Here is a 17,862-nt window from a genome sequence, read left to right on the forward strand (position 1 = left end):
TGTTACCCATTTTGAAACAAGACTTGTAAGCATTCAGGTAGGTTTCCCATTGCTATTTAGTCAGAAGCTTCAGCTAAGTTTTTCACTGTGGTCAACAGCAGGTATCTTTGTCTTACTCTAAATGAAAATTTATTTTCTACAAAGCAGAAATTTAAATACTTCACCTAAGACTCATCTAGTATTAGCTGCCCAGTACGTACCAATGTATAAATAAAAGTCATCAATGAACCTAATCAATAATTGCCAATCGCTAATAATAGCTAGGCAATTAGTAATTAGTAATTCATGATTACATTGACCCTCAATAGTGACATTTATTGCACTTTATTTAACATAAGCAATGGTGACACCACTGCCGCCATCTGCTTGTTCTGCGACTTCGTAATGACTGACTTGGGGATGCTGTTGCAAAAAGCTGTGAACACCTTGCCGTAGCTTACCAGTGCCGTGTCCGTGAATAATCCATATTGGGCCCTGAGCTTCTGAGATTGCTTTATCTAAAAGGAATTCGGCATCAGCCACTCGCTTACCACGCAAATCGACTGTGTTTTTGGAAGTCCGAATTGTTAGGGCTGGTTGTGCTGGTGGCGTGACTGGTGTTGGCGCTGGTGCTGGTTTCGATTTGACGATTGGTTCGGCTTTTTGTCCATCTAAAGATTCGACGTCTTCCAGCTTCACTGTCATCTTCATGATTCCAAAGCGCACAGTCAATTCGCCATCTTCATCAGGGGCGACTAAAACTTCTGCTGTTTGCCCTAATTTAGAAATACGGACGCGATCGCCTACTTTCGGCATAAATCCAACTTTTGGTTTTGCTGGCGTTGTCGGTTGGTATTTCTGGCCGATTTGATTTAAGGCGTTAGTTGCTTGCTGGGCATCTTGTGCTGTTGGTGTTCCTTGCTGCAAACGACGAATTATTTGGGCAATTTCACCTTTGGCTTGGGCGATCGCTTGCTGCACTGCTAGTTCTTGTGAAGCCTTTAAAGCCTGCTCTCTTTCTTGCAAATTTGCTGCTTTCGCTGATACTTCCTTATATAAACGTTCTGCTTGCTGCAACAAATCTTGTGCGGCGGCGGCTTTGGTTTCCTGACGGCGACGTTGTGCTTCTAATCCAGCAATTACCTGGTTAACTTCATCTGTTGCTCCTCCCAGATGAGTTTTTGCTTGTTCTACGACTTCTTGTTTTAACCCCAAGCGACGGGCAATTGTCAAGGCATTAGATCGTCCAGGAATTCCCCACAGTAGCCTATAAGTCGGCGACAGGGTACTTTCATCAAATTCTACAGAGGCATTTTCAAAGCGCTCATCTTCATACTTCAGCGCTTTCAATTCACCAAAGTGAGTGGTAGCAAGCGTTAATCGGGCGTGGTTAGCGAGATATTGCAGCAGGGCGATCGCTAAGGCGCTACCCTCGGCTGGATCAGTTCCTGCGCCTACTTCATCGAGTAAAACGAGGGATTGGGGATTAGGGATTAGGGATTGGGAAGACTCTTCCCCAGTACCCAATCCCAGTTCTCCAGCCCCCAGTGCCTCCAAAATCCGACTGATCCGCCGGATGTGGCCAGAGAATGTAGATAAACTTTGCTGAAGGGATTGTTCGTCACCAATATCTGCTAGTACCTTGTCAAACCAAGGTATTTCTACTGGTTCACGGGCTGGCAAAAATAAACCTACCTTTGCCATTAATGCTGCCAAACCCAAGGTTTTCAAGCTTACGGTTTTACCGCCAGTATTGGGCCCAGTAATTGTCACTACTCGAATTTGCGGGTTGATAAGCAAATCTACGGGAACCACTGGTTGGCTTTGTTCGTGCTGATGCTGCCACACCAATAGAGGATGCCGCAAGTTCCGCAAGGTAATAGTTTCGTTTTTCTCCAAATCAATAAATCGGGGAGGATTTGCTCCTAACCAGAAACTGTAACGCGCTTTAGCGGTTGCTAGATCTAGAGTGGTAACAATCGCTAATAACCTCTCTAAATCTGGTTTGACTGCTGCTATTTGCTCCGTCAAAGCGCGACGAATTGCTTCTTCTTCGGTTTGCTCTCTTCTAATTACTTGGCGTAGTTGATTACCTAGAGGCACGATGCTATTAGGTTCCACATATAGCGTTGCACCGCTCGTAGAGGTATCGTGGACGATGCCAGGAATAGCGTCTTTTTGCGGCGCTTTCACAGGGATGACAAAGCGATCGCCTCGTTGGGTAATCAGTTGTTCTTGGACTGCGCCAGATTTGACTTGTAAAATATTTTGCAGTTTTTGGGTAATTTGACTGCGTAATCTCCGTAGTTCTGTGCGAATTTCCCCAAGTTTTTGACTGGCGCGATCGGTTACTTGTCCCCGTTCATCTATACAACGGTGAATTTCTTGCTCAAGGTCAGGATAAGTTCGTAAATCAGCAACCAACTCTGTCAGTATCGGCAAATTTTCCTGGTTATCGATTACACGACGCAAAGTCCTGCTGCCAGCAAGAGTCGTAGCGATCGCTAACAATTCGTCCCCTGCCAAAATTCCTTGAAGTTCTGCTCTTTCAAGGGAATCACCGATATCTTGAATTCCCTCAAACGATAAACTTATAGCTAAACGACTCTCTAGTTGGTAAACTTCCTTAGTTTGCTCCAACAACTGTGTGCTTTCGGACTGAGATTCCGGGATTTTCAGATAACGCGCTGCGATCGCCCCTAGTTTAGTTGCCGCAAATGTCGAAAGATGCTGGCAGAGGCGATGCCATTCTAGTAATTCTAAAGTTTCAGATTGGATCAAGGCTTCAATATCTAATCTCAACCTATGGTAACAATTCTGGCTGCCAGAAAGCTGAATCTTGTTGCAGTTAATTGCAATAGGACAAATTTGTGAAAGTAATCAACAAAATTCATGATTGCTTCATCATTTAAGACACAATTACACCTTTGTAGACAACTCTGCTGTATAACGCTATAAGTCAGCAGTGGCTAGTGTCCTTGAACTCTTACCGAAAGCTTTTATTCCGTTTGCTGCATCGCAGTATTGTTCTGCTGGCGCTGGGCAATCTGAATCAATAATCGTAATGCTTCATTGACTGCTTCATCATTAGGAAAAGCCTGGGCAACATCGGAATCTAAAAGCACTAAGTTTGTTCCTGCACGATATCGCTCAACATACTTGCCCCTAACACCTCCGTTCATTTGGGCAAAGTCGTACTCAGGACGTAATTCGTCTTCCATTTCGTTCTCAACTTCCTTCTTCATAAAACCTCCTCTCTTGTCGGGTAGCTTTTCGGGCGCTGATAACTCGTACCTTTTCTCCTCTATCAGTATGTGCAACAACTAAAAGTTGTCCATATCGAGATACACCAATGATAATGTAGCGATTTTCTCCGATAGAATGATCTGGATCAGGAAAGGTCATGGACAGTGGGTCATTAAATACGGTTGCAGCTTCTTGAAAGGAAACACCATGCTTCTCAACATTTAGCGCCGCTTTGTTTGGATTCCATTCAAATTCCATACAGAATGCTTCTCATTTTCTCCCATATCCTAAAGCTCATTTACTTGGTCGTCTTCTATAATGTGCTCTTACAGGGGTTCCATCTTTTCGATAATACGCTTCGACATACAGATAATCACTTTGATTAGAAATTCTTCTATATTCCTCTACTGAGATTTTCTTTTTGGTCGCTATTGACTTAGTAGTTTTTTGTCTTTGTTGTGGAGAACTATAACTAGAAGTTGGAGATTGCAATTGGTTAGCTTGGGAAAGCTGTGTTCTTAAATTAACTATTTCGTTCTGTTGTTGTCTAAGCAAGCCGAAGGCGATAAGGACTTATTTGATTGGTGTTATATGCTATTTCTGTAGCTAGTTTTTTGATAACTTCTGAAATAATAATTTGTGAAGGCTGTCTACTTCTCGTAAACAGAACTAAATTAGTTACAATTTTCTGAAGCTGTTCATAGTCTTTCTCAGCTTGACTAGCTAAAAAAGTGCGAATAGAATCTTGTATTTCTGCTAGGACACGATAGTTTCTAGGTCTTCGAGGCTCTAGTTCTTGTAGAATTTCACTTCTTTTATACTCTAATGCCTCAAGTGTTCTTGCAATCTTTTCATGATTTGCGGAAGGATCTGCGCCAAGACGTTCTAAAATACCTTCATATAACCATGCTTGAGACTCTAAGTTATTTAACTTTTGAACTTGCTGTTGATTGTTTGGCTGGGGAATTATATCTGTCCTTTGTAACTGTTGCTGTAGGCTATTAACCTTTGCTGAGATAGTACCCTTGAAGCAAGCAAGCATTAGCTCTAGAGCCTGACCGAAGGGAAAGGAGCACTCAGCCAACCAACCAAATAAAAACCAGAAAAATAGAGCGCATACCAAAAAAACAACTACTTTAATGTAGTTGAGAAGCCTTCTAAATAAATTCCTATTTGATTCTAAATCTGAGTCTTTAAGGTCAAAATAAAATTGATTAACGAAAAAATTGCTTACCTATTTGCTGCCCAATCACTGTACCTGAATTGCTACTAACATTGACGTTCACACCTGATTCGGTACTTTGAGAAACAGAGGTGTTTTGTATTTGCTGATACTGATTTACCAGCCTTTCAAGGTCTTCCTGAAACTTCTTATCAGACTCGGCTTCACTTAAGATCGCAGCTTCTAGAAGTTTTGGTTCAGACCCTCTAATTTTAAGTTTGCCTTGAAATCTTTTTGTCAAAAAGTCTAGAATATCTGCTCCAGCTTTCTCCAACGCCCCACCAGAAGTCTTATCAATTGCCCAAAGTGCAATATTTACTGCTTGTAAAGCTAGTACAGATAATTCCATGTTGGTAGTGTTCCTGTCGATTCCAAAGTCTTTGTCAATTTATAGCACATACAGATCCTGACCAAGCCCGTGCTGACAACAGTCAGTTTCAACAGGGTGACTGCTGTAAGAATTTTTCTGGCTCTGTTAAGAGCTACTTGCTGACAGTTACTTCTAAAAAAGTCGCTCCAAGTCCCCTCACAATTTGATACCCTAGCTTAAACAGATTTGAGAAAAGTTTAAGCGTGGACATTCAACTTGGGCGGGGAAAAACGGCTCGGAGAGCTTACGGAATTGATGAGATTGCTTTAGCACCTGGTAATAGAACACTCGATCCGAGTTTGGCAGATACCAGGTGGCGGATTGGCAATATTGAGCGAGAAATTCCAATTATTGCCAGTGCTATGGATGGCGTAGTAGACGTTCGGATGGCTGTGCGTTTGTCGCAGTTAGGAGCATTAGGTGTCCTCAACTTAGAAGGTATCCAAACTCGCTATGCTGACCCAGAACCGATTTTAGATCGGATTGCCGCTGTGGGGAAAGATGAATTTGTATCCCTGATGCAAGAACTCTATGCCGAACCAATAAAGCCAGAATTAATTGAAAAGCGTATTCAGGAAATTAAACAACAAGGTGGCATTGCGGCAGTTAGTGCAACACCAGCCGGAGCAAGCAAATATGGTCAGGTGGTAGCAAAAGCTGGGGCAGACTTATTTTTTGTACAAGCTACGGTGGTTTCTACTGCACACCTATCACCAGAGTCTGTAGTTCCATTAGATTTAGCAGAATTTTGCCGTTCTATGCCCATCCCTGTGATTTTGGGCAATTGCGTCACTTACGACGTGACTTTAAATTTGTTGAAAGCTGGGGCAGCTGGAGTACTGGTAGGGATTGGCCCCGGTGCTGCTTGTACTTCACGCGGTGTGTTGGGCGTGGGCGTACCGCAGGCAACTGCGATCGCGGATTGTGCAGCCGCACGGGATGATTATTATCAAGAAACTGGTAACTATATCCCTGTTATTGCCGATGGTGGTTTAATCACTGGCGGTGACATTTGCAAGTGTATTGCTTGCGGTGCCGATGGCGTGATGATAGGTTCTCCCTTTGCCAGAGCAGCCGAAGCCCCAGGACGCGGTTATCATTGGGGAATGGCGACTCCCAGCCCTGTATTGCCTCGTGGCACCCGCATTCGCGTTGCTACCACTGGTACCCTAGAGCAAATCCTCATTGGCCCAGCAGGGCTAGATGATGGCACTCATAATCTTTTAGGGGCCTTAAAGACAAGTATGGGTACATTAGGAGCGAAAAACATTAAAGAAATGCAGCAAGTTGAAGTTGTGATTGCTCCTTCATTGTTAACTGAAGGCAAAGTTTACCAAAAAGCTCAACAATTAGGTATGGGTAAATAAAGCGATTGCGGACTGGGGATTAGGGGCTGGGGAGGAGTTTTCCCCATACTATGAACCTAATACTCAAGGCCCACTAGCTAATACCTAATACTTAATCCTTAGTAGATATCAACTTCAAAAGCTTAAATTAATTTTTCCAGACTCTCAAACAATTACTGGAAAAATTGCATATGTCGCCTACAATAGAGATAGCGGAGACGCATGTTTCCGTTCACTCCTCACACCACACTCCGCCCGGACTACTGTTCGGGCGGTTCCTTATGTTTGTGAATAAATTCTAAAGCTTCTTTGCAAATGTACATCCTTCACTCCGAAGCAACTGTTTTTGCTATGGTAGAATTTTCACGAAACTCAGAAATATAATTGGCAAAGGTTTTTAGGCATGTCAGCAGCTGCACAAGTTACGGATTCTACGTTTAAGCAAGAAGTACTCGACAGCGATGTACCTGTTTTAGTTGATTTTTGGGCACCCTGGTGTGGTCCTTGCCGGATGGTAGCTCCTGTAGTCGATGAAATTGCCTCTCAGTATGAAGGCCAAATAAAAGTCGTTAAAGTCAACACTGATGAGAATCCTAATGTTGCCAGCCAGTATGGCATCCGCAGCATTCCCACATTGATGATTTTTAAGGGTGGGCAGAAAGTGGATATGGTCGTCGGTGCCGTGCCTAAAACTACATTAGCTAACACTTTGGAAAAGTATCTTTGAAACTCAATAGGGACTCCAACCTTTCTGACTTATCCATTTGCTCTAGCTTTAGGTGAATATTTGTTAATAAGTTTGAGAGGCGCGAAACTTCGCGTCTCAAAACAACTTTTGACAGTGGTAAAATAGTAAAGTTCCCGCTGCTAAATTAATTCTGTTATTCCTTGAGAGAAAATCCCTAGACTCTTGTTTTGACTGACAACAGTTGTTTAGGTGTCAAGGAGTTACGGTAACCTTAGATAAGTGTAATATTACCTAAAAGGCGGGCGATCGCCTGTTTGCAGTAGCGATATTAAGTGAGTTAAGTTTGGCAAATAACTTCTAGAGCCATATGATGTTCGCGTAGCAACTTACTGAGCTACGTTAATTGAAATAGAAGCTAATGTCAAATAAATAATTCGCTTTGATGAACAAAGGTTGACGGCGAAAGTCGTCACCAGCGCCTTGGTTAATAATAAACCAAAGGTGCTTTTTATTGTGATGAAGTAGTCGATAGTCAACAGACAAAAACTTTTGATTATCTACTAAGCAACTGCGCGAAGCGGTTGATAAATAGCACAGCATAATTAGATAAAATATAATGCCATTGTGGCAGCAGTTCTCATGACTTCATCTGCGTCGTTTGACACATTAGAGTCTCTACAGGCGGATATCGCTGAATTAATTGCTCGGTTACCGACGTTAAAAAATCAGCAACTCATCAAGCAGGCACTTACTACGATAGTGCGTTTGGCTGATAGTGACATTGAACGTCTCGATTGGAAGATATTGTCGGCTTCTCTAGCAGACATGGAACGGGGTTTTAAGCTGTTTTATAACTACCGACACGTCCGTAAGGTCACCATTTTTGGTTCTGCTCGCCTAGCTCCAGAAACCCCTGAATATCACATGGCAGTGGACTTTGCTCGCGCTGTGACTCAGTTGGGATTTATGGTGATGACAGGCGGTGGTGGTGGCATCATGCAGGCGGGTCACGAAGGCGCGGGACGCGAAAATTCTTTTGGTTTAAACATTCAGTTGCCCTTTGAACAGCAAGCTAACCCCTTTATCGAGGGTGATCCTAAGCTGATTAACTTCAAGTATTTTTTCACCCGCAAACTATTTCTCTTGAAAGAAAGTGATGCTGTTGCCTTGTTCCCTGGCGGGTTTGGCACTCAAGACGAAGCTTTTGAGTGCATGACATTAAGTCAGACGGGTAAATTTGGCCCAGTGCCTTTAGTTTTAATCGATATTCCTGGTGGCGATTATTGGCGGTCTTGGAGCCAATACATTGATCAACAATTAGTACAAAAAGGTCTTGTCAGTCCTGAAGACCCCAGCCTTTATACAGTCGCAGACAACTTGGATGTAGCTTGTGATGCTATTACGCGTTTTTACCAAGTTTACCATTCTAGTCGCTACGTAGGCGATCAGTTAGTAATCCGCTTAACAACAGATTTATCTGAAGCTGAGGTAGAGCAACTTAATGCTGATTTTAGCGACATTCTGGTCAAAGGACGGATTGAAAAAAGCCAGGCATTGCTTCAAGAAGCTCAAGATGAAACGATTGAGCTACCCCGCCTTGTTTTGTATTTTAATCAACGCGACTTAGGACGCTTATATCAGATGATTGCCGTGATTAACCAGATGGCTAATCATTCAATAGAAGAGACAGTACATCCAGAAAGGAAGTAGGCGTTAGGGGTGGATTTTGCCACCCTCGCGCTTTCACTTCTGGAGAAGTCTTGCTTCGATAGCTAACCTAACAGCTTTTATATTGAAAAATCGCAGTTAAATTAATAATTCCGTCGTTTTTAAAGACAACTTATACTATTCTGTACCAGAGTTGGATTTTCCTATTTGATAAAAAAAGGTTTACAACGCTAAACTTCCTATTTATAATTGCGCTTGTTGTGGTTCATTGCCACTTTACGATGTCAAGTCAGCTTAAATTGTTAGATTGATAAAGGCTAATTAAAATATTGTTTTGGGCAAGGTGGAACTTTTTAGCGATGATAAATAGCTCTACAAGCAGCTTCGGGGATCAAGATTTACTGAGTAATTGAACATCGAAGTTATTATCTTATACTGTATCTTACTTATTCACTCGTATTTATATTTACGAGCTTATAGAATTATATGGTTTAATTGCTGATTAAAAAGATACACATAACTCATATTATCCACTCTACCTCAAATGGAAAAAACATTAGTTATTATGACTCCATGCTGATAAGCATGAAAAAGATTGAATATTAGCACAGGAAACAACTTTTCACATCCTAATAGAGGAATAAAATATGCTGGAAATATTGGGTTCAGGTCTGGTTACACTTTGGCTGGAAATGGTTGGGTTAAAGATCAAGCCGTTAGAAGCCTTAGATGCCTTGGCTTGGCAAAGTAGCCCTGGCTTGGTAATTGCTCCTGATCCAAATCCAGTTGGAGCTAATGTAGTACAAGGCTATCTTCAGGGGCTGATAACATCAAAATTGGTGGCACAAAATCTGGCAGAAAGTCAAGGAATTTGGATGCAGTCGGGGCCAATGCTCATGGCGAATCACCAAGGTACAACACCTCTGCCTGCTGCTTCTTTAACTAAAATTGCTACCTCACTAGTTGCTTTTAAAACTTGGGGGCCAAATCACCAATTTGAGACTTTGGTAAGTGCCACAGGGCCAATAGTCAACGGTGTATTGCAAGGTGATTTGGTGATTACTGGTGGTGGTGATCCGATGTTGGTATGGGAGGAAGCGATCGCTCTTGGTAATACTCTTAACAAAATGGGTATTAAGCAGGTAAAGGGTAATTTGGTAATTACTGGCAATTTTGCGATGAATTTCCAACGTCATCCGCTGTTAGCAGGCCAAATATTTAAACAAGCATTAAATTCTGGTACTTGGACTCGCCCTGCAAATTTCATACACTCGATTATGCCCAAAGGCACGCCGAAGCCTAAAGTTGTGATTGCTGGTGCTGTCAAAGTCGCAGCACAACCCAATCCTCAACAAGCTGTGTTGATTCGTCATCGCTCTTTGCCCTTAAAGCAACTCATCAAGGAGATGAACGTTTTCAGCAATAACGAGATGGCAGAGATGCTGGCAGAATCAGTAGGAGGAGCGCCTGTAGTCCAATCAACTGCTGCTAGGCTGGCTAGAGTTCCAGAGTCGGAAATTCAGTTAATCAATGGTTCTGGACTAGGGCCAGAAAATCGGATTTCTCCAAGAGCTGCTTGTGCCATGTTGATGGCAATGCAACAGGAAGCCGTAGCTCATAACTTGACTATAGCTGACTTGTTTCCCATGTCTGGGTTCGATCACCGCGGAACAATGCACGCTAGACATATGCCTGCTGGCACAGTCATGAAAACTGGTACTCTGCGGGATGTGAGCGCTTTAGCTGGGGTGATGCCGACACGCGATCGCGGTTTGGTTTGGTTTGCTATCCTTAATCGTGGTACTAATGTATCAGGTTTCCGTGCTGGACAAGACCAACTGTTGCAACGTTTAGTGCAGCAATTACAAGTAGCTCCAGAAGTCCCTGCTGCTATCACCCCCCACTCAACCATCAACTCTTTACCCGAACTGGGAGCCGCTAACCGTAATGAAGTTGTGTTCAAAAGTTAGCCAAGAATCTAAAAGTTTTTGGCTAATAACTAATCCCTAAACTATTGACCTTTGATTTTTTCTTGAGGAATAATTTCTGTAACTACCCTATCGCCTGGACTACCGCCTTTGACGACAATATTTTCTGTTTGTAGATTACCAACGGCGGTTTCACCCCTAAAAGTTAATGGTGGGTCAGCTTGGTTATACACTACGTTGCCTTGAGCTTCCAACAACTTATTATCTAAATACCAAGTTAATGTCCGAGATTTTAGGGTCTGGCGGCGTTGCCCAACGGCGTTGACATTGCCTGTTAAAAAAACCGTTTTTTGCGGTATCTTCATTTCACCTTGATTGGCGGTCACGGTGACATTCTCAGCACTGTGGAATACACGCACGGGAGACTTTGTAGTGACAGTTTCCGCGTTCATGTTCCAGATCATAGAATTACTAGTTATTTGCATAGGTGGGTTTAGTAATTCTAGCTGGGCATTTTTTGTGACGGTGGCAATCTTTGTTTTCAAGTTCACTTCAACAGTATTGCCTCTACCACGATCGGTAATTTGATTATTTTTGTAGCGATCAATTTGTACAGGGCGATCGCCAATTAATTTTTCTTCTTTGATTTGCCAAATTAAATGCTCGGTTCGCATTTGCAATTGGGGATCAGCAGAGTTTGCTACCACTCCTCCCGAAAATTCCATGCGCTGCTCACGGGTTTTAACTCGTGCTTCCTGCGCTACTGCTTGTAATTGTTTATGAGTTCCGTTGATCTGGTTACGAACAATCAATAAATCTTCTTGGGGACGCCATTCTAATTCATTACCTCGCAAGACAATACCATTACGAGGATCTGTAGCAAGTATCTTACCTTTGAGAAATAGTTGTTTCCCGTCTTGTTCAATATCTGCTCGTTCTGCTTTGATTTGGTAAACCACTTTGCCATCTTGGTATAGTTCACCATATGGACTTTCAGCCTGACCAATTTGTTTTTCTTTAGTGTATTTTGCTTCTTTAGCATTGACTTTCCAAATCGGTCTTCCTACCTCATCAAACTGTTCAAAAGCAACACCAAAAAAAGTCAAATTGCTATCTGTATTTTGTCCAGATGCACCCGAAGCATTTGGTTGGTTACCTGTGGGAGATTTACCTTGGCAGGAGACTAATCCTATAAATAATAAAAAAGTCACAGGTAGGTAAAACCAATTTACTTTTAGTTGTAAATTACTAAGAAATTGGTATGAAAAGAATTGGGGGGAATGTGTTTTACTTCCCCCCTTGTCGTTTGAAATTCCTCTGCCCTGGTTTCTTGCTTCTGACTGCTTCATTAATCTTGAATTTCTAAATGTCCGTCACTATCTCTTGGGTCATCCAAAAAACCCATAGTGGATAAAGGTCGATATGGATAGCTTTGGCGAGGGGTTTTTTGAATATCTTCTTTGATGGCTTCTAAGTCAATGTAGCGATCGCTAACATTAATTAAGCTGTCGCTAGTCATTGAGCGTAAACTTACAACCTCTACCCGTACACCACGATAGCTGACTGAATTCACAGCGTAGGCTAAATCCCCATCGCCGCTTACTAACACTGCTGTATCATAAGAATCCACTAAGGCCATCATATCTACTGCAATTTCTACATCTAAATTGGCTTTTTTTGAGCCATCTGGGAGTTGTACTAAATCTTTAGCAATGACTCTATAGCCATTGCGACGCATCCACAGTAGAAAACCTTGTTGCTTCTCGTTTGTCCGGTCTACTCCAGTATAGAAAAAAGCACGTAACAGCCTAGAACCGCCAGTTAATCGACACAGCAACTTAGTGTAATCAATTTCGATTCCTAGTTGCAGTGCAGCATAAAATAGATTTGAGCCATCAATAAATATAGCTACACGACCCCTATTCTCTAAAACTTGTTCCGGCGTAAATATCGAATCATTTTCTAAATTATTTAACATTGTTGTCATACCTCTGTTGTTATCCTTGTGATATTTGATACAAAATTTTTACTTTTTTAACGCAAGTTAGAGCAGCTTATGATAAACTTCCGGGGCTAATTGAGTGCAGCCCCGATAAATTTTTTGAGAGAATTTAGAAATGAACCAAAATCAAAAATTCAAAGTACTAATCGTTTTTTGGGGTTTCTATTCGCTTAAAGATTGGTTGGGGTGTGCCCAACTGTTGTTTACTCGATAGTATCCCCCAAGTTCCATGAATGCTGAAAGGTGCTGCAATTGCACTTTCTGTTTGATCGTTAAAGTTGATTCCGAAGCCCAACTGCTGATAAATATCGCTGCTGATATTCGGAATCACTGGAGACAGCAGATAAGCTGCTAGTCTAACTGATTCTAGAACTGTGTAAAGCACTTTTTCTAATGCCTGCTGCTGTCCTTGTTTATATAATGACCAAGGGGCTTGTTCATCAATAAACTTATTGCTGGCTTGAACCATTACAAGGATAGCTTCACAGGCTTGATTGAAAGCTAGCGCTTCGTAAGCTTGTTTTACCTGCTCCCCTAGACTTAAGCCAATCGCTTTTAAAGGATTTTCAACCGGAATGGCTTCATTGGCAATTGATGGCACATTACCGGCGCAGTATTTCTTCATCATGTTCAAAGTGCGATTGAGTAAATTGCCTAAATCATTTGCCAAATCTGCATTCAGAACATTAATGAATCTAACTTCATTAAAATCGCCATCTTTACCAAACTCAATTTCCTTAAGGAAGTAATAACGAACGGCGTCACTACCGTAGCGCTGGACTAGTTCTACAGGATCGAGAGTATTACCTTGGCTTTTACCCATCTTCTGACCATCTTTGGTTAAAAAGCCATGTCCAAATACTCGCTCTGGCAAAGGTAAGCCAGCTGAAAGTAGCATTGCTGGCCAGTAAACTGCATGAAAACGCAGAATATCCTTACCAATTAAATGCACATTTATCGGCCACCATGTGGCTAAGGCATTTGTTAAAGTCGGTTCTGCATCGGGTTCTAGCAACGCTGTGATGTAACCTAGCAGTGCATCAAACCAGACGTAAAGAGTATGCTTGGGATCAACTGGTACTGGAAAGCCCCAATCTAAATTTACCCGTGAAATCGAAAAATCTTGTAACCCTTGATTTACAAAGTTCAAGACTTCATTACGGCGGCTAGCAGGCTGGATAAACTCTGGTCTAGACTGGTAAAATTCTGTCAGTTGAGTTTGATATTTTGATAATCGAAAGAAGTAGTTCTGCTCATCTCGCCACTCGACTTCTTTGTTAGTGTGAATCGGACAACGATTTCCTTCTTGCAGATCCCTTTCTTCTTTAAATTCTTCACAGGCTACGCAGTACCAGCCTTTTTGTTGTCCCAGGTAGATATCGCCTGCTTCCCATACCCGCCCAAAAAATTCTTTAACTATGGCTTCATGGCGAGGTGAGGTAGTTCTAATAAAGCGATCATATGGAATATTTAATACCTGCCATAAGGAGACGAATCCTGCTGATATTTCGTCACAAAACTCTTGTGGCGATCGCCCTTTACTCTCGGCTGTTCGTTGTATTTTTTGCCCATGCTCATCTGTACCTGTAATCAGTAGAACCTGATGCCCTAACAGCCTCTGAAAGCGTGCTACGACATCTGCTGCCATTGTTGTATAGGCACTACCAATGTGAGGTACATCGTTTACATAATATAGCGGAGTTGTCAGTGCAAATGTCTTTTCTTTTTTATTCACTAGATTCATGCAGAATAAAAAACAACTTATTAAAACGTTTTTTCTGGAAATATTATCGGTAAAACCACGTAATTATATAACATTGTTACTTTTTTTTCAAATCACACCTTGATATTAGCAAATTTGTCGGGTTCAAGATTAATTTATGATATATATAACCTCAGCTAATTAATCAACAAAAATTGAAAATTAGCTAATAAGAATAATTCTGAAAATTTTTGATTGCATCGATTGTGACTTGTAACACATAGATAATAAACCACAAAATATAGCTGCTCTATGGATTAAACATTTCTACCTTAAGACGGTCGTAGCGGTAGTAAAGAAATGTAAATAATAAATCAAGACAAACTGCGATATTTTCTGAAAAATATTATTGATCATTTATGAGTCTAAATAGCCCCCTGGAGATTTCTCGCTGGTCATTAATGGCGCTTTCAACACAAATATTTCGTTATTACGAGGATCGTATTCCCCAGGATGCCAGCGTGTTAGTGGTGAGCAATCACCGCAGTTTTATGGACGCATTTATTTTAATGGAAGCGCTATCGAGTCCGATCCGCTTTGCTTGTCATCACTACATGGGACAAGTACCAATCATGCGGGAGTTGGTTACGGGACAATTGGGGTGCTTTCCCTTAGAAGATAGCCAACACCGCCAGCAGAGCTTTTTTGTGCAGTCCCAGTTGCTGTTGCAGTCCAAGCAGATGGTAGGGGTATTTCCCGAAGGAACCGAACCAATGGTAAAATTTACCCAACCCGATCAAGTGGGTGAATTTCAACGGGGATTTGCCCATTTGGCATTGCGAGCATCTGTAAAAGACTTAGCAATTTTGCCAATTGCGATCGCCTCCCTTGAGGAAGTAAACACTCCTGGTTTTCCTTTACGCTTGTTAAGTTTGTTTGACCCTTCAGAAGCTTTGTTTAATCAACCAGGTTGGCATCCCTTGGTAATTTATCGTCGGGTTGCTGTGTTAATTGGTCGCCCTTATTGGATTACCTCTCAACAACAAAAACAATATCAGGGAAAAAAAGCGAAAACTGTTGTAGCTGAACTGACAGAACATTGTCATTATGAAATTGCCAGTTTACTACGTCAAGGTTGTTATTAAATTATCTGGCGTCTTTATGCAGCAATTCCCCGATCCATAAATTATAGAGATTGCATTTCCAGATTTCCTAAGATAGTTTTAGGATATATGGCTATCGGAGGATTGACCACACTTAACAAATCCTGTAGACAGGAATTTTTAATTACCTAAATTATCTTTTTTGTAAACTTAAATGCTATAGCATTGAATTTTAAAAGTTATTTTTATCGTAATTTTTGATACTTGCGCTATGATTTTAACAGAATTTTGACTGAAGTTTGACAATATTAATCTTTTAGATATAAACCTCAAATTATTGAGCTTGTATAGATTAAAACCTATAAAAATAAGTAAGACAATTTAAATTTTACAATGCTAGAAGTAGAGTTAAAGCCGTGTTTCCTTACTCCTAAACGTATAAAGCCAGAATATCCACTGTTTGTATACTTGCCAGGAATGGATGGAACTGGTCAACTATTGCGAGCGCAAACGGCTGGATTAGAAGTAGGTTTTGATGTTCGCTGTTTAGCAATACCACGGCAAGACCTCACTACCTGGGATGTGCTTACTAATAACGTTTTGGACTTGATCCATGCAGAATTAGAAAGAAGTTCTCAGCGGCCAGTTTATCTGTGTGGTGAGTCCTTTGGTGGTTGTTTAGCGATGAAAGTAGCTATCCAAGCACCACAGCTGTTTAAGCGAATTATCCTGATTAACCCAGCTTCTAGCTTTCATCTTCGGCCTTGGTTAAATTGGGCATCTCAACTAACTTACTTAGTGCATCCATCCCTTTATGAGATAGGCTCACTGGGGTTGTTACCGTTTTTAGCATCTCTGCCACGGATTTCACGCAGCGATCGCCAAGAATTGCTCAAAAGTATGCGTTCTGTACCTCCAGAAACAGTTCTTTGGCGATTATCTTTACTAAGAGAGTTTCATGTAGAAGAAGAGCAGTTACGTCAACTCACACAACCGATTTTATTGATTGCTGGGATGCTTGATCGGCTTTTGCCTTCTGTTGATGAAGTGAAACGTTTAGTTGAGATTTTACACAATACGAAGATGGTGATTTTGCCTGATAGCGGACACGCCTGTTTGCTAGAGGAAAATATTAATCTCTATAAAATCATGCGGGATAATGACTTTTTAGAAAGTAGCGTCCACACAATTCAACAACTAATAGTCTGAGGATAAAGCAACAGAGTTAATTTTTGTGGCTGTATAGGTAAGATTTGCACACAACATACCAGAAGATAGAGCAAAACCAACAAATAAAAAATTTGTAATTCTTAATTCGTAATTTTTAATTGCGTTTTGAATGTGAATTTAAACGTAGTGACATTAAAACGAAATGGTATTACCTCTGTCTTTAGTATGTTTTAAATTAAATTGCGCTGTTTGGGAGATGTCAAACTACTCAGGCTTTCGTTACAACCTGAATTAAGAAGCGTTCAGGATGGTACTAACCGATGGTAGACAAATCTCAAAAAGAAATAAAGCTGAATCAATCTGATAATTTACCTGCACAAACATCTTTTGTAGAGTCTTTGACCAAAACCATAGGCCAGGTAGGAGAAGTAATTTCTCAAACTGGTAAAACAGTTGCCAAACAAACACACCAATTAATTGAACAATCAACTCAAACCACGGGGAATGTAGTTAATAGTCTCAGCCAATTTTGGCTGATTCGTAAATTATCTGGCGTATTAAATCTGAATTGGTTGGTCGGAGCTAGCGAAAAAGTTGATTTGGCAAAGGCAGAAGAGGCAGTCAAAAAACTAAAGCAACAGTATCCCAATGAATCACCCAGCCAAATTGCTCACCGGATTATGGTGGAAAAAGCAACAAAAGCAGGCGGGATTGGAATAGCTACTAGTATTTTGCCAGGAGTAGCGGCGGCTTTGTTAGCTATTGATTTAGCAGCCACCACAGAATTACAGTCAGAGATGCTTTATCAGATTGCAGCTGCCTATGGGTTAGATTTAAAAGACCCTGCGCGTAAGGGTGAAGTTTTGGCTATTTTTGGTTTAGCTTTAGGCGGTGGCCGTCTTTTGAGAGTAGCGGGATTAGGTATGCTGCGAAATGTACCTTTTGCAGGTGCGGTAATCGCGGCTAGCTCAAATGCAACAATGATTTATTCCTTGGGATATGCTGCTTGTCGATTTTACGAAGCCAAGTTAGATGAATCCACTCCAGTAACCTCCAAGGAGACATTGGCAACGTTAAAACAACAAAGTGAAAAGTATTTAGAAACAGCGATCGCCCAAGAAGCGCTAATGGATCAAATTCTAGTTCACATGATCCTTGCCAGTAATCCAGAGAAGACTTGGGAAGAAATTCTCCCAGACTTGCAAGCGGCAAATCTTAGTCCTACTTCATTGGCAGCGGTAGAGCAAAACATCAAATCACCTCAGCCTTTAGATACATTGCTCAATCAACTGAACCGTGATTTTGCCATACCTTTATTAGCTCAGTGTAAAAAAATTGCCCAGCTTAACGGCGAGATTACACCAGTTGAACAAAAGGTAATTGCAGCGATCGCCAACAAATTTGATATTAATCATTAAGTTATTCTCCCCTGCTTCCC

General features: G+C 41.4%; 15 protein-coding genes and 1 pseudogene. 7 read left to right on the top strand and 9 right to left on the bottom strand.

Annotated features, from left to right (window positions below):
- Nucleotides 1-324: 324 nt before the first annotated feature.
- From AC5JL8_RS04455 to AC5JL8_RS04475, 5 genes are all read right to left on the bottom strand, one after another.
- Entirely contained in the window at nucleotides 325-2,760 is a 2,436-nt protein-coding gene (locus AC5JL8_RS04455) for an endonuclease MutS2 (RefSeq protein ID WP_495878571.1), read from the bottom strand.
- Nucleotides 2,761-2,978: 218 nt separating this feature from the next.
- Nucleotides 2,979-3,224 (bottom strand): hypothetical protein, encoded by a 246-nt coding sequence (locus AC5JL8_RS04460; protein WP_495878572.1) that lies wholly within the window; start codon nucleotides 3,222-3,224, stop codon nucleotides 2,979-2,981.
- Complete coding sequence (locus AC5JL8_RS04465; RefSeq protein ID WP_495878573.1) at nucleotides 3,208-3,483, bottom strand: BrnT family toxin; 276 nt, start codon at nucleotides 3,481-3,483, stop codon at nucleotides 3,208-3,210. The genes AC5JL8_RS04460 and AC5JL8_RS04465 overlap by 17 nt, the downstream gene beginning before the upstream one ends.
- 289 nt (nucleotides 3,484-3,772) lie before the next feature.
- Complete coding sequence (locus AC5JL8_RS04470) at nucleotides 3,773-4,309, bottom strand: hypothetical protein (RefSeq protein ID WP_495878574.1); 537 nt, start codon at nucleotides 4,307-4,309, stop codon at nucleotides 3,773-3,775.
- Nucleotides 4,310-4,439: 130 nt separating this feature from the next.
- A complete protein-coding gene (locus AC5JL8_RS04475; protein ID WP_495878575.1) occupies nucleotides 4,440-4,796 on the bottom strand; it encodes a hypothetical protein in 357 nt (118 codons plus the stop codon).
- Nucleotides 4,797-5,020: 224 nt separating this feature from the next.
- On the opposite strand from AC5JL8_RS04475, the gene AC5JL8_RS04480 reads away from it, so the two are divergent.
- Nucleotides 5,021-6,184: a GuaB3 family IMP dehydrogenase-related protein gene (locus AC5JL8_RS04480; RefSeq protein WP_495878576.1), complete on the top strand. Its 1,164-nt coding sequence runs from the start codon at nucleotides 5,021-5,023 to the stop codon at nucleotides 6,182-6,184.
- Between the two features lie 358 nt (nucleotides 6,185-6,542).
- Nucleotides 6,543-6,890, top strand: a pseudogene (trxA, locus tag AC5JL8_RS04485) (thioredoxin); the annotation flags it as partial.
- Between the two features lie 360 nt (nucleotides 6,891-7,250).
- Here trxA and AC5JL8_RS04490 read toward each other — a convergent pair.
- Nucleotides 7,251-7,451: a hypothetical protein gene (locus AC5JL8_RS04490; protein WP_495878577.1), complete on the bottom strand. Its 201-nt coding sequence runs from the start codon at nucleotides 7,449-7,451 to the stop codon at nucleotides 7,251-7,253.
- 39 nt (nucleotides 7,452-7,490) lie between these two features.
- On the opposite strand from AC5JL8_RS04490, the gene AC5JL8_RS04495 reads away from it, so the two are divergent.
- Nucleotides 7,491-8,561: an LOG family protein gene (locus AC5JL8_RS04495; RefSeq protein ID WP_495878578.1), complete on the top strand. Its 1,071-nt coding sequence runs from the start codon at nucleotides 7,491-7,493 to the stop codon at nucleotides 8,559-8,561.
- A 605-nt stretch (nucleotides 8,562-9,166) separates the two neighbouring features.
- Nucleotides 9,167-10,489: a D-alanyl-D-alanine carboxypeptidase gene (locus AC5JL8_RS04500; protein WP_495878579.1), complete on the top strand. Its 1,323-nt coding sequence runs from the start codon at nucleotides 9,167-9,169 to the stop codon at nucleotides 10,487-10,489.
- 41 nt (nucleotides 10,490-10,530) lie between these two features.
- Here the strand turns inward: AC5JL8_RS04500 and lptC are convergent, their stop codons facing one another.
- From lptC to metG, 3 genes are all read right to left on the bottom strand, one after another.
- The gene (gene lptC / locus AC5JL8_RS04505; RefSeq protein ID WP_495878580.1) at nucleotides 10,531-11,796 is read right to left on the bottom strand and encodes an LPS export ABC transporter periplasmic protein LptC; all 1,266 of its coding nucleotides are present in this window, start codon (nucleotides 11,794-11,796) and stop codon (nucleotides 10,531-10,533) included.
- Nucleotides 11,796-12,425 (bottom strand): LabA-like NYN domain-containing protein, encoded by a 630-nt coding sequence (locus AC5JL8_RS04510; protein ID WP_495878619.1) that lies wholly within the window; start codon nucleotides 12,423-12,425, stop codon nucleotides 11,796-11,798. Before AC5JL8_RS04510 ends, lptC begins: the two co-directional genes overlap by 1 nt.
- 166 nt (nucleotides 12,426-12,591) lie before the next feature.
- Entirely contained in the window at nucleotides 12,592-14,193 is a 1,602-nt protein-coding gene (gene metG / locus AC5JL8_RS04515; protein ID WP_495878581.1) for a methionine--tRNA ligase, read from the bottom strand.
- A gap of 377 nt (nucleotides 14,194-14,570) precedes the next feature.
- On the opposite strand from metG, the gene AC5JL8_RS04520 reads away from it, so the two are divergent.
- The 3 genes from AC5JL8_RS04520 (at nucleotide 14,571) to AC5JL8_RS04530 (ending at nucleotide 17,842) form a co-directional block, all read left to right on the top strand.
- The gene (locus AC5JL8_RS04520; RefSeq protein ID WP_495878582.1) at nucleotides 14,571-15,296 is read left to right on the top strand and encodes a lysophospholipid acyltransferase family protein; all 726 of its coding nucleotides are present in this window, start codon (nucleotides 14,571-14,573) and stop codon (nucleotides 15,294-15,296) included.
- 351 nt (nucleotides 15,297-15,647) lie between these two features.
- A complete protein-coding gene (locus tag AC5JL8_RS04525; protein ID WP_495878583.1) occupies nucleotides 15,648-16,463 on the top strand; it encodes an alpha/beta fold hydrolase in 816 nt (271 codons plus the stop codon).
- A gap of 281 nt (nucleotides 16,464-16,744) precedes the next feature.
- Complete coding sequence (locus AC5JL8_RS04530; RefSeq protein WP_495878584.1) at nucleotides 16,745-17,842, top strand: EcsC family protein; 1,098 nt, start codon at nucleotides 16,745-16,747, stop codon at nucleotides 17,840-17,842.
- The last annotated feature ends 20 nt before the right edge of the window (nucleotides 17,843-17,862 follow it).

Source organism: Mojavia sp., assembly GCF_059505145.1.

Coding starts and splice junctions, on each gene's coding strand:
- AC5JL8_RS04500 (WP_495878579.1), top strand. CDS start 9,167: ATGCTGGAAATATTGGGTTCAGGTCTGGTTACACTTTGGCTGGAAATG.
- AC5JL8_RS04495 (WP_495878578.1), top strand. CDS start 7,491: ATGACTTCATCTGCGTCGTTTGACACATTAGAGTCTCTACAGGCGGAT.
- AC5JL8_RS04520 (WP_495878582.1), top strand. CDS start 14,571: ATGAGTCTAAATAGCCCCCTGGAGATTTCTCGCTGGTCATTAATGGCG.
- AC5JL8_RS04510 (WP_495878619.1), bottom strand. CDS start 12,425: ATGTTAAATAATTTAGAAAATGATTCGATATTTACGCCGGAACAAGTT.
- lptC (WP_495878580.1), bottom strand. CDS start 11,796: ATGAAGCAGTCAGAAGCAAGAAACCAGGGCAGAGGAATTTCAAACGAC.
- metG (WP_495878581.1), bottom strand. CDS start 14,193: ATGAATCTAGTGAATAAAAAAGAAAAGACATTTGCACTGACAACTCCG.
- AC5JL8_RS04525 (WP_495878583.1), top strand. CDS start 15,648: ATGCTAGAAGTAGAGTTAAAGCCGTGTTTCCTTACTCCTAAACGTATA.
- AC5JL8_RS04490 (WP_495878577.1), bottom strand. CDS start 7,451: ATGCTGTGCTATTTATCAACCGCTTCGCGCAGTTGCTTAGTAGATAAT.
- AC5JL8_RS04475 (WP_495878575.1), bottom strand. CDS start 4,796: ATGGAATTATCTGTACTAGCTTTACAAGCAGTAAATATTGCACTTTGG.
- AC5JL8_RS04465 (WP_495878573.1), bottom strand. CDS start 3,483: ATGGAATTTGAATGGAATCCAAACAAAGCGGCGCTAAATGTTGAGAAG.
- AC5JL8_RS04530 (WP_495878584.1), top strand. CDS start 16,745: ATGGTAGACAAATCTCAAAAAGAAATAAAGCTGAATCAATCTGATAAT.
- AC5JL8_RS04460 (WP_495878572.1), bottom strand. CDS start 3,224: ATGAAGAAGGAAGTTGAGAACGAAATGGAAGACGAATTACGTCCTGAG.